We start from the raw sequence: 13,734 nt of genomic DNA on the forward strand, positions 1-13,734 counted from the left end.
AATTAGACACAGCGTGCTATTCTGAATCATATTTTTCCTCTTGTTCCAAGCCTCTGATAAAGGTTTCAAAATCTTTTGCAAGAAAAATTTTCTTATAATCATTTTCCTGATCTACATGCACAACTTCCGGTTCGCCGTCTTTACCACATTTTGAATAATCAAGTAAAATCATATCATGACCTGCAGAAGGACAATCTGCAATATAAACACCTATTGCAGGATATCCCCATTCATCAATCATGAATTGACTTCCTAATGCACCGCAAAGAGAATTTGTTTTGGTTCGTCCTATTCCCAAAAATCCCGTGATTGCGATATGATCTTCCGCCCATGAATTGCTCTCATCAGTAGGAAAACATGATTTGTTGACAAGTCCTCCGTTTTGAGTTTTCATTAATTCAATGTAAGAATCAGGAAGTTTATAACCGAGCTGTTTTTCGATCGATTCAATCATTTCCTGATCAAGCGCATCTTCTATATAATCTCTAGAAGAATAACTGCATTCACTCCAAAAATTTGTGAGATCAAAGTCTTTGAAAAATTTAAATTCCATGGTATTTTATATTAGAAATGAGTGCCTTAATTAGCTGCTCCAAAATTAATTATTTTATTTTGAATTAAATCTATTAAAAACACCTAAAATACTGTGTAAATTACCCTTTAGAAAGAATCTAAATTGCCTATTATAAACTAAAAACTTAATTCTAAATAATAAATCCCTTTCAACAAAAACTGAAAGGGACTATTATCTTATAAAATGAATTAAATCAATCCGAATTGTTCAAAATGATGTGTAAAATGTTTTCTTTGGAAAAGCTCCATCATTTCTTTATTTAAATGTCCGAATCTTGGATTATAATGTTCTGCAAAAGGATTTTCTTTGAAATAAACGGTAAACTCTTTTAGAGTTTCCATTAACTGAGTTTTAGCAGCATCGAGATTTTTATTTTTATTCTGAGGAACTTCACCTTCTTTCCATAAAGGATATTGCGCTCCCGGACGAATCTTTTTGTCGGTGTACAACCAATCCTGAAGTTTTTCTAATTTTTCTTCTGGAATTTCATCAAAATCTTGTGGCTTTAAATCACCAAAACCGTTTCTTAAAACTTCTTCCAAATGCTCAACCATCAATTGCGGAGTGAAATCTCCAAAAAGAGGTTGCGTTTTTTCAGTCAGACCATTTAATTTCTTCTGAATATTTTGAACTTTAAAATCAATAAACTCAGAATGTTTTGCTACTAAAGTCAAAATCGTCGCCACACAAACCACCTCATCTCTTTGATTGATAACTTCCACCAACCATTTTACAACACCTGAAGGAATATTTCTTCCTTTTACACCACGGTTGATTTTTTCTTTCGCCGTTAAATAAACCGTAATTGTATCTCCTGCGTAAACCGGTTTGAAGAACGAACAGTTTTCTAATCCGTAATTGGCAATAACAGGTCCTTTTTTTCCCGAAACAAACAAACCTGCCGCCGCAGAAAGAATGAAATATCCGTGAGCAACGGTTTTATCGAAAATAGTCCCTGATAAGCTTGTGGCGTCTGTATGAGCATAGAAATGATCCCAAGATACATTGGAGAAGTTCACAATATCTGCATCAGTCACCGTTCTACCCGCTGTTTCCAATGAATCTCCAACCTCAACTTCCTCAAAATATTTCTGGAAAGGATGTTTATCTGAATATTTTTTCTCAGCACCTTGCTGGTAGACTTTGGTAATCGCCGTCAAAATATCCGGCGAACCTTGAATTGCTGTTTTCTGAAGGAAGAAATGAAGACCATTTAGTCCGCCCATTTCCTCACCGCCACCTGCTCTTCCGGGACCTCCATGCATCAAAGTCGGAAGCGGAGAACCGTGACCTGTACTTTCTTTCGCATTGTCTCTGTTCAAAACGAAAATTCTTCCGTGCTGAGAAGCCATTTTCCAAGAAGTTTCTGCAACGAATTTCTCATCGTGAGAAACAATTGAACCTACCAAACTTCCTTTTCCTCTTTTTGCTAACGCTGCCGCTTCTTCCGCATCTTTGTAAGGCATTAAAGTAGAAACCGGACCAAATGCTTCGACATCGTGAGAGATGTTTTTGGTGAATGGAGAATCATTTAAGAACAATTTAGGAGACATAAATGCTCCGTTTTCGTAATCAGCATCTACCAATTCGTGCTTTCCGTCGTAGATCAATTCGTTTTCAGTTTTCAGAATATCTACTTTTCTTAAAACTTCGTCGTACTGCTGTTTTCCAACCAAAGAACCCATTCTTGTTTCTCTGCTTAAAGGATTTCCTATTTTCGTCTGGTCTAAAGCTTTAGATAAAGCATACTGAACATCTCCAATCAGGTTTTCAGGAACGATAATTCTTCTGATTGCCGTACATTTCTGACCTGCTTTTGTAGTCATTTCTGTACGAACTTCTTTGATGAACAAATCAAACTCAGGGGTTCCCGGTTTTGCATCCAATCCAAGAATCGAACAGTTTAAAGAATCGGCTTCCATATTGAAACGAACCGAATTTCCAGAAACAGAAGGCAAAGATTTTAATTTTCTGCCTGTTGTTGCAGAACCTGTGAACAATACAGAATCTCCATCCTGAACATAATCTAATATATTTCCCGGCTCACCACAAACCAATTGAAGTGCACCTTCCGGAAGTACTCCACTTTCAATCATATCCTGGAAAACCGCATTCGTCAAATAAGAACCATAAGGAGACGGTTTTACAATCGAAGGAACACCCGCCAATAATGAAGTGGATAGTTTTTCCAACATTCCCCAAACAGGAAAGTTATATGCGTTGATTTGTACAGAAACGCCTTCACTTGGCGTTAAAATGTGAGTCCCCAAGAAAGTTCCGTTCGCAGAAATTTTCTGAGTTTCCCCATCTACCCAAAACGGAGTATTCGGAAGCATTCTCTTCGCCAATCCTGAATAAGTGAAGAAAGTACCAAAACCTCCTTCAATATCTACCCAAGAATCTGCGTGAGTTGCACCCGTTTTATATGATAAATCGTAATATTTTTTCTTTCTTTCTAAAAGGTAAAGCGCCACTTTTTTCAACATTTCTCCACGATCGTAGAATGTCATGGATGAAAGATTTTTATAACCAACTGTTCTACCGTAATCAAGAGCCTGTTCAAAATTAAGCCCTTCCGTATCCGAAATGGCAACCTGCTCTCCCGTCACGGCATTATATAAAGGAATCCCGTTTCCGGAACCTTCGATCCATTCGCCGTGAATATAGTTTTTTAGTTTTTCCATATAGTTTTTTACTTTTTATTCTTTTGGAGAAACCTAACGGGTTTTGAAAACCCGTTAGGTTTGGTTCAGCTAACAATTAGTCTATTAAAAAATCATATTCAATATTAGATTGGTGATAGTTTTTAAAAACATCTAACGAATCAAAATATTGCATGATATCTGTTCTATTCAATGTACTTTCTTTCTCAGGATTTAGGTATGAATTATATGAAGAATGCTTCCATTGATCAATTTTATTTACAACTCCGTGATTGATTGGATTATTATGGATATAGTGCAGAACATTTAATAAATATTTTTCATCTGATATTTTCTTTCGTTTAACAGTATTAAGAAAAAGTGCTCCTTTTCTGTTATACTTTTTATTAAATGCTTTAGCGTAAGAATTCAAAAAATTGCCAAAGTTCTTCATTAAATATTGATGTTCAGCTTCACAAGATATGTCATTAATATTTTTAAATCTTAATAGTAAATGAAAATGATTCGGCAACAGACAATACGCATAAATATCTGCAATTTGGATTATATATTTATCTAACTGCTTCAGAAAAAATTGATAATTTGTTTCTTCACGGAAAATCAATTCTTTCCCATTTACATGAGAAAAAATATGATAAACAGATTCAAACTCAAAACTTTCTGTATTAATCATTTTATTAATATTAAAAAACCTAAAGGGTTTTGAAAACCCGTTAGGTTTGGGGATCATAAATTATTTCACATCGTCCCAAATACTGTAATCAACAACCTTCGTAGGAATTTGCTGAATATATTCTGTAAATGGTTCACACAGTTGGATCGCATCTTTTCCTTCTCTCGCTAGTTTCTGATAGAGTTTTGTTCCTTCCGTTTTCCATTTGATCATTTCATCAGAAACATCACGGATGATTTTTGCAGGACTTCCAACAATAAGTTTTCTCGCATCACATTTGAAGTTTGCAGGAACAAAAGCCAAAGCTCCAATAATGCATTCATCACCGATTACGGCTTTGTCCATTACGACTGAATTCATTCCCACCAAACAGTTTTTACCGATATGCCCGGAATGAATAATTGCCCCATGACCAATGTGTGCAGATTCTTCCAAAATGGTTTCAATCCCCGGAAAAACATGAAGCGTACAGTTTTCCTGAACATTGGCACCGTCTTTAATAATAATTTTACCCCAGTCACCACGAATTACAGCATTCGGACCGATATATACTTCTTCACCAATTTCTACATTTCCGATAATTACCGCCTGCGGATGAACATAAGCGGTTGGTTTTATGATGGGACGAATTCCGTTATATGAGTAGATATTCATAATTTATTTTTCTTATTAAATTCTTTGTCTTGAAACAAAAGAACCAAAAGGTCAAGACTGTAAACTTTAATGCTGCAAATTGAAAAATCTCCTAAACAGTTTAAAACTTGAACAACGTTCGCAAACTTATCGTTTGTGCTCAAACATAAAACTTTTCTTAACGGTAATTTTGAAATTTGCTTAACGCTAAAAGTTTAGATGTCGTTTTTAGACACGTTCAATTACCATTGCGTAACCTTGACCGACACCGATACAAAGCGTACACAAGGCATATTTTTTATTTTGTTTTTGAAGTTCCAAAGCTGCAGAACCAATAATTCTCGCTCCGGAAACTCCAAGTGGATGACCGATTGCGATAGCCCCTCCATTTGGATTTACTCTTGAATCATCATCTTTCAACCCTAAACTTCTTGTTACTGCTAAAGATTGAGCAGCAAAAGCTTCGTTCAATTCAATAACGTCCATATCATCTAAAGAAAGATTCAGTCTTTTTAATAATTTCTGAGTCGCTTCAACAGGACCGATTCCCATGATTCTCGGTTCAACACCGGCAACGGATGAGCCTAAGATTTTAGCTTTTGGTTTTAAACCATATTTTTTTACGGCTTCTTCACTTGCTAAAATCAGAGCGGCTGCTCCATCGTTCATTCCTGAAGCGTTTCCTGCTGTAACAGTTCCGCCTTCTTTTCTGAAAGCCGGACGAAGTTTCCCTAATCCTTCCATTGAAGAAGTTGGCTTGATAAACTCATCTTTATCGAAAATTTTTGGATCACCTTTTTTCTGAGGAATTTCAACTTTTACAATTTCTTCTGCCAATCTTCCGCTTTCCTGAGCTTTTGTAGCTTTTCGTTGAGACCAAAGTGCAAATTTATCCTGATCTTCACGGTTGATGTTGTGCATTTCTGCTAAATTCTCAGCAGTGTCGCCCATCGCATCGACGCCATACATTTCTTTCATTTTGGGATTAACGAATCTCCATCCGAAAGTAGTATCAAACATTTGACTGTCTCTTCCAAAAGCTGTACTTGGCTTTGACATTACGTAAGGTGAACGCGTCATGTGTTCTACTCCACCTGCAATATAAATTTCGCCTTCACCAGAAGCAATCGAACGGAAAGCATTGGCAACTGCCGACATTCCCGAAGCACAAAGTCTATTTACCGTTTCACCTCCGATTTTGTATGGAAGTCCGGCCAATAAAAGTCCCATTCTTGCAACGTTTCTGTTATCTTCACCCGCCTGATTGGCACATCCGAAAATAACATCTTCAATTTCCTCAACAGGAACCTCAGGGTTTCTTGCAACAATTTCTTTAAGAACGATTGCCGCCAAATCATCGGCTCTTACTTCTGATAAACCTCCACTTAATTTCGAAATAGGAGTTCTGACATAGTCTATGATATATACGTTGTTCATTTTTATTTGCTTTAGGCTTTAAACCTTAAGCAGTAAGCTTTGACAGCTTCAAAAAGCCTATTGCTTACTGCTTAAAGCCTATGGCTATTTATAATTCTGTTACTTTTTTTCCTATTTTATAAACTGTCCCTACAAATTTCGCAACCAATTCTTCATTTTGATTGGTAATTTTGATGTCGTAGATCGCTGTTTTTCTGGTATTATTCACCAAAATACTTTCTGCTCTAAATATGTCACCCTCTTTTCCGGCTTTGGTGAAATTGATAATACAGTTTAATGCAACAGCGGCATCTCCGGAATTGTTGGACGAAAATGCCAATGCAGAATCTGCAAAAGCAAATGTAACGCCTCCATGAACTGTTTTTAACCCATTAATCATATCTTTTTTGATGGGCATTTCTATTAAACAATAATTTTCTTTAACATCGATCATTTTGATATTCATCCATTGAGAAAAATAATCCTGATCGAACATATATTCTGCAACCTGTGTTGGTGTCATAAATTTCTAATTTACCAATGTAGTGGTTTACTATGAGATGCTTCGGCAAGCTGGGCATGACAAGTAATTGTTATACTGTATATTATATATTATTACATTTTACGGAGTAATGGGCTTTGTCTATATCTTTCTTCCTGATATTCTTCGTAAAGATTTTGTAAAGTTTCAGAGATTTTTGAATAACCGATTTCTTTTCCCCAAGCCAATAATCCTTTTGGATAGTTTACCCCTTTCTGCATTGCCAATTCGATGTCTTCATCACTCGCAATTCCCAATCTTTTTGCTTCAACCGCCTCGTTGATCAACATTGAAATAATTCTTAAAAATATTTGTTGATAAAGAGCATCGTCTTTTTCTGCGACAGGTTTTTCTGCGCCTTCAGAATAATCATAGAAACCTTTTCCTGTTTTTCTGCCGTGAAGTTTGGCTTCGGACATTCTTTGCTGAAGAAGAGATGGCTTGTATTTAGGATCGTAGAAATAATCTTTGTAAACGGTTGTTGTTACAGAGAAATTCACATCAACACCAATGAGATCCATCAATTCGAAAGGTCCCATTTTGAAGTTTCCTACTGTTCTCATCGCTTCGTCAACCTGTTCGGGAGTTGCAATGTTTTCCTCAACAATTCTTAACGCCTCCCCATAGTATGGACGAGCGATTCTGTTGACAATAAAACCTGGAATATCTTTAGCAATTACAGGAACTTTGCCCCAATCTTTCATGAGGTTATACATTTTTTCGGCTAAAGATTTCTCAGTAATTAAAGACGGAATAATTTCAACCAAAGGCATTAGAGGAGCCGGATTGAAAAAGTGAATTCCAATAAAACGCTCGGGTTTTTGTAATTCTGCACCAAGAGAGGTGATGGAAATGGATGATGTATTGGAAGCGATAACACAGCTTTCAGAAACATGATTTTCTAATTCTGTGAAAACTTTGGTTTTGATTTCTTTGTTTTCAATGATGGCTTCGATAATTAGCTCACAATCTTTAAAGTCCTTCAATTCTGTAGCGATGGAAATATTAGATAAAATTTCGACCATTTTTTCAGATGAAATTTTTTGTTTATCAACCAATCTGGTTAATGTTTTTTCCAAACCTACGGTTGCTGTTTCTACCTGTTTTGCGTTGGCGTCGTAAACCCAAACTTTACATCCGTTCGTTGCGGCTACTTGTGCGATGCCAATTCCCATCGTTCCGGCACCGATAACTCCTATATTCATAATCTAACAGTGTATCAATGTAACAACGTAACAATTATCGTTGAACTGCTACATTGGTACATTGTTATATTAATTCTTATCTTCCTTTATATTCAGGTTTTCTTTTTTGTAAAAAGGCACTTACACCTTCTTTAAAATCTTCTGTTTCTGCTGCTTCCTGTTGTAAATCACCTTCTAATTCCAATTGTTCTTTCAAAGAATTATTGTAAGAGTTTGCAAAAGCTTTTTTGGTTAATTTTAAACCAACAGTTGGCATGTTTGAAACTTTTTCTAAAATTTCCATTGATTTTGAATTGAATTCCTCTTCAGTGAAAACTTCAGCTACCAAACCGTAAGATTTTGATTCTTCAGCAGATAATTTTTTGCCTGTAAATGCGAGATAGTTTGCCAATTGTCTTCCTAATAGCTTAGGTAAGAAATAAGTTCCGCCAGTATCAGGAATCAAACCGATATTGGAGAATGCTTGAGCAAAGTAAGCCGTATTATTCGCTAAAACAAAGTCACAAATCAGTGCTAACATTGCACCAGCACCAACTGCTGGACCGTTGACCAAAGCAATGACAGGCTTTTTGCAATGCGTAATTTCCATTACCAATGGATTGTAATAATCGGTTACGATTCTTCTTATAATATCTTCATCATGATGGTCATTACCCTGAACAAAAGCGTCATCTAAATTCTGGCCTGAGCAAAATGCTCTTCCTCTGCCTGAAATCGCTACACATCTTACTGTAGGATCATTGCTGCATTCGTTTACAAAATCTTTAAGATCTCCCAAGGAAGGCTTCGTTAAAGCATTCATCGTATCAGGTTGATTGAGGTAGGCAATTTTTAATTTCCCATCAAAATGCGATTCAATATCGAGTTGTGTATACATAGTTTTAATTTTTATGATTAATGTAAATTTACGTATAAAAATGTAGCAATGTATCAATTTATCAGTATAACAATATTTACTGCATTCAAAATTATCACATTTTTACATTGCTGAATTGTTACATTAATTTAGTGGCATTTAAAATAATCAAAGGGTTCTAAACAGTCTAAACATTGATATGAAGCCTTACACAATGTTGATCCAAATCTGCTGATCTGTTTTGAATTCATCGAACCGCAACGCGGACATTTTTTCGGTTTCCCGATGTGATGTTCATCTGCTCCTTTTTCGGGAGGTGAAATTCCGTAAACCCTCAGTTTTTCTCTTGCTTCATCAGTTAACCAGTCTGTCGTCCAGATCGGAAACATTTTGGTGACTACTTTCGCATCCCAACCGTTTTCTTTCATGATCTTGATAATGTCTTCCTCAATGGTAAACATAGCGGGACAGGCAGAATACGTTGGCGTAATAGTTATTTCACAAGAATTCTCGCTAGTAACTTTCGCTTCTCTTACAATGCCCAATTCCACGATATTGATCACCGGAATTTCCGGATCGGGAATGAGTTCTAATATTTCTAAAGGATTTTTCAATCTTTTTAATCTGATTTTTTTTTCGCAAAGTGCGCAAATTTTTTTTGACTACTAAATGTTTTTAAGTTCGCAAAGGCGTTTCACTTAGCAAAGTCAACAAAGAATAAAATTTTCAATGACAGTCTAAAATTTCACTTTAAAAATTTTTACATTGATAAACTACTACATTGTTACATTCGAAAGTTTACCAAGTACAACCCGGATACGCTCTCTGCATATACTGCAATTCACAAAGCATAAATCCGAAATATTCTGTATGATAACCAGTTCTTGATTTTGGCTGCATGAATGGATTTGTTGAATATTCTAAACCGAAATCTGCAAAATCCTTTTCTGTGATTGAAATAAACTGGTTGTACAATTCATCAACATTTGGAGTGATATTTAAAGCAATTAAATCATCTTCACCTTCCGTTTTTGCGAATAAACCTTTTGTGTATTCCCATACATTTTCGATGGCTTTGTGAATACGCATCTTACTTTCTTCCGTTCCCTGGGCGAAAATTTTCATCCAGGAAGCAGCGTGAGTATAATGATACCTTACTTCTTTTAAAGATTTTTGAGCAAGAGCAGAAAGTTCTTCATCTGCGGAATTTGATAATGCTTCGTACATCAATTTCTGATACACCGCGAAAACATACACTTTAAGAATCGTTTGTGCATAATCTTCATTCGGAAGTTCTGTTAAATGAGCATTCAGATATTCATGTTCGTATCTTAAAAATGCCAAATCATCTTCACTTTTACCGTTATCGGCAACTCTTGAAGCATACACATAATAGTTGTTTGCCTGACCTAATTGATCTAAAGCAATGTTGGTCAATGCAATATCTTCTTCCAGATAAGGACCTTCACCACACCATGCAGACAAACGTTGTCCCATAATGAAACTGTCGTCTGCCAATTTTAATAAATAATTATATAATGGGTTCATTATTTTAGCTTTTGGCTTTTGGCGTCTAGCTTTTGGCAAAATTACCAGCAGCTAACAGCCAATCACTGTTTTACATATTTTTTACATCGTTAGGAATATCGTAAAATGTCGGGTGACGGTATAGTTTATCATCAGCCGGATCGAAGAATGCTTCTTTATCGATTCCTTCTGAAGTTACGATATATTTACTTGGAACTACCCAAACAGAAGTTCCCTCTTTTCTTCTTGTATAAACGTCTCTTGCGTTCTGCAGAGCCATTTCTGCTGTTGGCGCCTGTACAATTCCAACGTGTTTGTGAGATAATCCCGGTTTAGTCTGAATAAACACTTCCCACATATCTAAATTTGCCATAATTATTTCCTTTTAAATCCTTTTGGTGTTCCTAGTTCAGCTTTATCATAAATATTAAGATATAAATAAACTGAATCTTTTTTTCCGCTATACGTCACCCAATATTTATCCAACAACCCCATATTTCCTAGAAATCCATTCTTTGTTTTAAATTCACAACAGCTACCAACTCTACCATAAGAAATTTCTTCACCATTTGGACCTTCCAAAGAAGATAGATATCTGTGAGAATTTGTGGGGCTAAGATCTCCTGTTTTGATCGGATTCTTTTCAGCATAACCATAGGTCTCGTCAAAAACACTTGTTGCACTGTTTGTGGCTGTGCAAGCTACAATGAGGGAGAATGAGAAAAGTAGAAACACCAGTTTTTTCATTATATATCCTAGTTTATATTTTTATTCTGTTTTTCTGCAAAAGCAATCGCCGCTTCTTTTACCCAAAGGTTTTCCTCCTGCGCTTTTACTTTTGTCTGTAATCTTTTCTTGTTACAAGGTCCATTACCTTTTAAGATTTCCATGAATTCATCCCAAGGAAGTTCTCCGAAATCGTAATGCTGTCTTTCCTCATTCCATTTTAAATCTTTATCCGGAACGGTTAACCCTAAAAATTCAGCCTGAGAAACCGTAACGTCGATAAATCTCTGACGAAGACTGTCGTTACTTTCTCTTTTTACTCTGTAATTCATAGAAATTTTAGAGTTTGGTGAACTGTCGTCATTCGGACCAAACATCATTAAAGCCGGCCACCAGAAACGATTTAAGGAAGCCTGAGCCATTTCTTTCTGCTGTTTTGTACCACGGCAAAGCGCCATTAAAATCTCATACCCCTGTCTTTGATGAAAAGATTCTTCTTTACAGATTTTCACCATCGCTCTAGAGTAAGGGCCATAAGAATTCCCCATCAACATGACCTGATTCATGATTGCCGCACCATCAACCAACCAACCGATTGCACCAATATCTGCCCAGCTCAATGTCGGATAATTGAAAATACTCGAATATTTCGCTTTTCCTTCCAACATATCCTCGTAAGTCGCATCTCTGTCGGCTCTGATGGTTCCGTTTCCTAATGTTTCCGTTGCAGAATACAGGTATAAACCGTGACCGGCTTCATCCTGAACTTTAGCCAAAAGAGCCATTTTCCTTCTCAATGAAGGAGCCCTGGAAATCCAGTTGGCTTCCGGCAACATTCCGACAATCTCAGAATGAGCGTGCTGTGAAATCTGACGAACCAATAATTTTCTGTAATCATCGGGCATTACATCTTTTGGTTCTACTTTATTTTCGTCGTGTACGTATTGTACAAATTTTTCTAAGTCCATAATTTGTCTTTTTGTAAAATGTAAAAAGTATTGCTATATTCATGAATACTTTTTACATTAAATCGTTAATACAATTTAAACATCATAATTTAGCATCACCACATTCGTTGTTGGATGACACTGGCAAGTCAGCACAAAACCTCTGGCTACTTCATCTTCGGTAAGCGCGAAATTTTTTTCCATGAAAACTTCTCCTTCGAGAACTTCCGCTTTACACGTACAACAAACTCCTCCTTTGCAGGCAAAAGGCACAGGAAGATTGTCTTTCAATGCTTTATCTAAGATACTCTCTTTTTTTGAATTCAAATGGAACGAATATTCATCATCATCAATAATGACCGTTACCATACTTTCGATATTAGCAATAGCCTTGAATTCATCGCTCATTTCCGCAGAATCTTCTTCATCCGGAGCCGAGAAATATTCAAACAAAACCTGAATCGCAGGAACTTTCTTCTCTTTTTTCAAATAATCAGAAATCCCTTTGATCATATCAGAAGGCCCACAAATGAAATAAGTAGCTTCCTTCACGTCGATGTCTGTATATCTTTCAAATAAATGATTTAATTTTGCAGGAGAAATTCTTCCTTCAAAAATCGGGTCTTCGTGTTTTTCACGGCTTACCAGATAAACCACTTTCAGTCTACCATTGAACTGCTCTACCAACTTATCGATCTCAGCTTTTTTCATCACATGATTCATGCTTCTGTTGCTGTAGAAAAGATAGGCGTTTGAATTAGGTTCCTGATAAAGACTTTCCTTCAAATTAGAAAGAATCGGGCTGATTCCACTTCCTGCTGCTAATCCAACGTAAGTTTTTGTATTGCTTGGATGATAAGAAGTATTGAAACCGCCCATCGGAGGCATCACTTCCAAAACCTCATCCATGTGAAGATGCTCATTGAAATATCCCGAGACCTTTCCGTTTTCTAAGAGTTTAACCAAAACCTCCAAAGTATTACTTTTTTCGCTCGGTGCATTACAGATAGAATAGGAACGGCGCTCTTCGTTACCGTTTACCATTAATTTAAAATTCAGATATTGCCCCTGTTTGAATCTGAACTTATCTTTCAGTTCCTCAGGAATTTCCAATGCTACATTCACTGCATCATTGGTATCTTTCTGAACTTTTACAGTTTTTAATTTATAAAATGAATTCATTTTTTATACGCTAAATAAAACTAACTAACATTTGTTAGGTACAAATATAAAAATATTTTCCCCGATAACAAAATTATTATAATTCTTTGATTTTCTATGATTTTCCTATAAGACCAAAAAGTATTTTATCTCTTATTTCATCTGTAATTTCTACGGTAGATTCTATATTTCTTTTGAACCAGAAATAAGAATTGTTTAAGGTATGGAGAATAAATCTCGTGGTAAAAGCTGGTGATTTGAGTTCCCAATTTTCAGCCTCGTAAATTTCTGTCAACAACTTTTCTACCTCGAGCTGATAATTTTTTCGCATTTCGATAAATTCGAGAAGTCGACCATCCAAATGCCTCCATTCGTTTGAATAAATATGAGTGACATCGCGGTTTTTCAGAACCACAGACAAATGTTTATCAATAAATAAGTTTAATTTTTCTTTTGGAGGAATATTGGTATTTTTGATTTCCTGAAGTTGTGTAAAAAATTCATTGGCAATTCCGAAGCAAATCCATTCAAGAATTTCTTCCTTAGAACGGATATGCGCATACAAAGAAGCAGCTTTAATATTCAGCTTTGTTGCTAAATCACGTACAGAACTTCCCATGTAACCTTTCTCTTTGAAAAGTTCTACTGCAATATTCAGTATTTTTTGCTGTTTTTCTCTAAGCTCCATATATAAATCTAGCCAAATTTATCATAAAAAAGTATGGCAGTACATAATTTTATCGATAATCTACAAATGTATTATATTTTCTTCCTTATTGGAGTTTCCAGGATTCAAAATTAATTTTAAAGTG

General features: G+C 35.9%; 15 protein-coding genes. All 15 read right to left on the reverse strand.

Annotated features, from left to right (window positions below):
* Window positions 1–16: 16 nt before the first annotated feature.
* Window positions 17–553, reverse strand: a complete 537-nt coding sequence (locus K0U91_RS03980; protein ID WP_219971651.1) for an SMI1/KNR4 family protein — start codon at window positions 551–553, stop codon at window positions 17–19.
* Between the two features lie 209 nt (window positions 554–762).
* The gene (gene paaZ / locus K0U91_RS03985; RefSeq protein WP_220180629.1) at window positions 763–3,258 is read right to left on the reverse strand and encodes a phenylacetic acid degradation bifunctional protein PaaZ; all 2,496 of its coding nucleotides are present in this window, start codon (window positions 3,256–3,258) and stop codon (window positions 763–765) included.
* Window positions 3,259–3,334: 76 nt separating this feature from the next.
* Window positions 3,335–3,910 (reverse strand): transposase, encoded by a 576-nt coding sequence (locus K0U91_RS03990; RefSeq protein WP_220180630.1) that lies wholly within the window; start codon window positions 3,908–3,910, stop codon window positions 3,335–3,337.
* Between the two features lie 60 nt (window positions 3,911–3,970).
* Entirely contained in the window at window positions 3,971–4,564 is a 594-nt protein-coding gene (locus K0U91_RS03995; protein WP_220180631.1) for an acyltransferase, read from the reverse strand.
* Window positions 4,565–4,771: 207 nt separating this feature from the next.
* Window positions 4,772–5,980: a 3-oxoadipyl-CoA thiolase gene (gene pcaF, locus K0U91_RS04000; protein ID WP_220180632.1), complete on the reverse strand. Its 1,209-nt coding sequence runs from the start codon at window positions 5,978–5,980 to the stop codon at window positions 4,772–4,774.
* Window positions 5,981–6,068: 88 nt separating this feature from the next.
* Window positions 6,069–6,482 carry a PaaI family thioesterase gene (locus K0U91_RS04005; protein ID WP_220180633.1) on the reverse strand — a complete coding sequence of 138 codons (414 nt, stop codon included), beginning with the start codon at window positions 6,480–6,482 and terminating at the stop codon, window positions 6,069–6,071.
* Window positions 6,483–6,574: 92 nt separating this feature from the next.
* Window positions 6,575–7,705, reverse strand: coding sequence for a 3-hydroxyacyl-CoA dehydrogenase NAD-binding domain-containing protein (locus K0U91_RS04010; RefSeq protein ID WP_220180634.1), 1,131 nt, complete (start codon window positions 7,703–7,705; stop codon window positions 6,575–6,577).
* A 76-nt stretch (window positions 7,706–7,781) separates the two neighbouring features.
* Window positions 7,782–8,582 carry an enoyl-CoA hydratase/isomerase family protein gene (locus tag K0U91_RS04015; RefSeq protein WP_220180635.1) on the reverse strand — a complete coding sequence of 267 codons (801 nt, stop codon included), beginning with the start codon at window positions 8,580–8,582 and terminating at the stop codon, window positions 7,782–7,784.
* 128 nt (window positions 8,583–8,710) lie between these two features.
* The gene (gene paaD, locus K0U91_RS04020) at window positions 8,711–9,175 is read right to left on the reverse strand and encodes a 1,2-phenylacetyl-CoA epoxidase subunit PaaD (protein WP_220180636.1); all 465 of its coding nucleotides are present in this window, start codon (window positions 9,173–9,175) and stop codon (window positions 8,711–8,713) included.
* 184 nt (window positions 9,176–9,359) lie between these two features.
* The gene (gene paaC, locus K0U91_RS04025) at window positions 9,360–10,109 is read right to left on the reverse strand and encodes a 1,2-phenylacetyl-CoA epoxidase subunit PaaC (protein ID WP_259429449.1); all 750 of its coding nucleotides are present in this window, start codon (window positions 10,107–10,109) and stop codon (window positions 9,360–9,362) included.
* A gap of 70 nt (window positions 10,110–10,179) precedes the next feature.
* Entirely contained in the window at window positions 10,180–10,461 is a 282-nt protein-coding gene (gene paaB / locus K0U91_RS04030; protein ID WP_034679196.1) for a 1,2-phenylacetyl-CoA epoxidase subunit PaaB, read from the reverse strand.
* Window positions 10,462–10,463: 2 nt separating this feature from the next.
* Window positions 10,464–10,835 (reverse strand): 2-dehydro-3-deoxyphosphooctonate aldolase, encoded by a 372-nt coding sequence (locus K0U91_RS04035; protein ID WP_219971632.1) that lies wholly within the window; start codon window positions 10,833–10,835, stop codon window positions 10,464–10,466.
* Window positions 10,836–10,843: 8 nt separating this feature from the next.
* Entirely contained in the window at window positions 10,844–11,782 is a 939-nt protein-coding gene (gene paaA / locus K0U91_RS04040) for a 1,2-phenylacetyl-CoA epoxidase subunit PaaA (RefSeq protein ID WP_219971630.1), read from the reverse strand.
* Between the two features lie 75 nt (window positions 11,783–11,857).
* A complete protein-coding gene (locus K0U91_RS04045) occupies window positions 11,858–12,943 on the reverse strand; it encodes a 2Fe-2S iron-sulfur cluster-binding protein (RefSeq protein WP_220180638.1) in 1,086 nt (361 codons plus the stop codon).
* A gap of 94 nt (window positions 12,944–13,037) precedes the next feature.
* Window positions 13,038–13,610 (reverse strand): TetR/AcrR family transcriptional regulator, encoded by a 573-nt coding sequence (locus K0U91_RS04050; RefSeq protein ID WP_219971627.1) that lies wholly within the window; start codon window positions 13,608–13,610, stop codon window positions 13,038–13,040.
* Window positions 13,611–13,734: the final 124 nt, after the last annotated feature.

This window comes from Chryseobacterium sp. LJ668, from assembly GCF_019613955.1.
Classification (GTDB): domain Bacteria; phylum Bacteroidota; class Bacteroidia; order Flavobacteriales; family Weeksellaceae; genus Chryseobacterium.

Bases quoted from the DNA above. Each gene is read 5' to 3' on its own strand.
- pcaF (WP_220180632.1), bottom strand. From the start codon at position 5,980: ATGAACAACGTATATATCATAGACTATGTCAGAACTCCTATTTCGAAA.
- paaB (WP_034679196.1), bottom strand. From the start codon at position 10,461: ATGGCAAATTTAGATATGTGGGAAGTGTTTATTCAGACTAAACCGGGA.
- K0U91_RS03980 (WP_219971651.1), bottom strand. From the start codon at position 553: ATGGAATTTAAATTTTTCAAAGACTTTGATCTCACAAATTTTTGGAGT.
- K0U91_RS04015 (WP_220180635.1), bottom strand. From the start codon at position 8,582: ATGTATACACAACTCGATATTGAATCGCATTTTGATGGGAAATTAAAA.
- K0U91_RS04050 (WP_219971627.1), bottom strand. From the start codon at position 13,610: ATGGAGCTTAGAGAAAAACAGCAAAAAATACTGAATATTGCAGTAGAA.
- K0U91_RS04010 (WP_220180634.1), bottom strand. From the start codon at position 7,705: ATGAATATAGGAGTTATCGGTGCCGGAACGATGGGAATTGGCATCGCA.
- paaZ (WP_220180629.1), bottom strand. From the start codon at position 3,258: ATGGAAAAACTAAAAAACTATATTCACGGCGAATGGATCGAAGGTTCC.
- K0U91_RS04035 (WP_219971632.1), bottom strand. From the start codon at position 10,835: ATGAAAAAACTGGTGTTTCTACTTTTCTCATTCTCCCTCATTGTAGCT.
- K0U91_RS04005 (WP_220180633.1), bottom strand. From the start codon at position 6,482: ATGACACCAACACAGGTTGCAGAATATATGTTCGATCAGGATTATTTT.
- paaA (WP_219971630.1), bottom strand. From the start codon at position 11,782: ATGGACTTAGAAAAATTTGTACAATACGTACACGACGAAAATAAAGTA.
- K0U91_RS04045 (WP_220180638.1), bottom strand. From the start codon at position 12,943: ATGAATTCATTTTATAAATTAAAAACTGTAAAAGTTCAGAAAGATACC.
- paaC (WP_259429449.1), bottom strand. From the start codon at position 10,109: ATGAACCCATTATATAATTATTTATTAAAATTGGCAGACGACAGTTTC.
- K0U91_RS03990 (WP_220180630.1), bottom strand. From the start codon at position 3,910: ATGATTAATACAGAAAGTTTTGAGTTTGAATCTGTTTATCATATTTTT.
- K0U91_RS03995 (WP_220180631.1), bottom strand. From the start codon at position 4,564: ATGAATATCTACTCATATAACGGAATTCGTCCCATCATAAAACCAACC.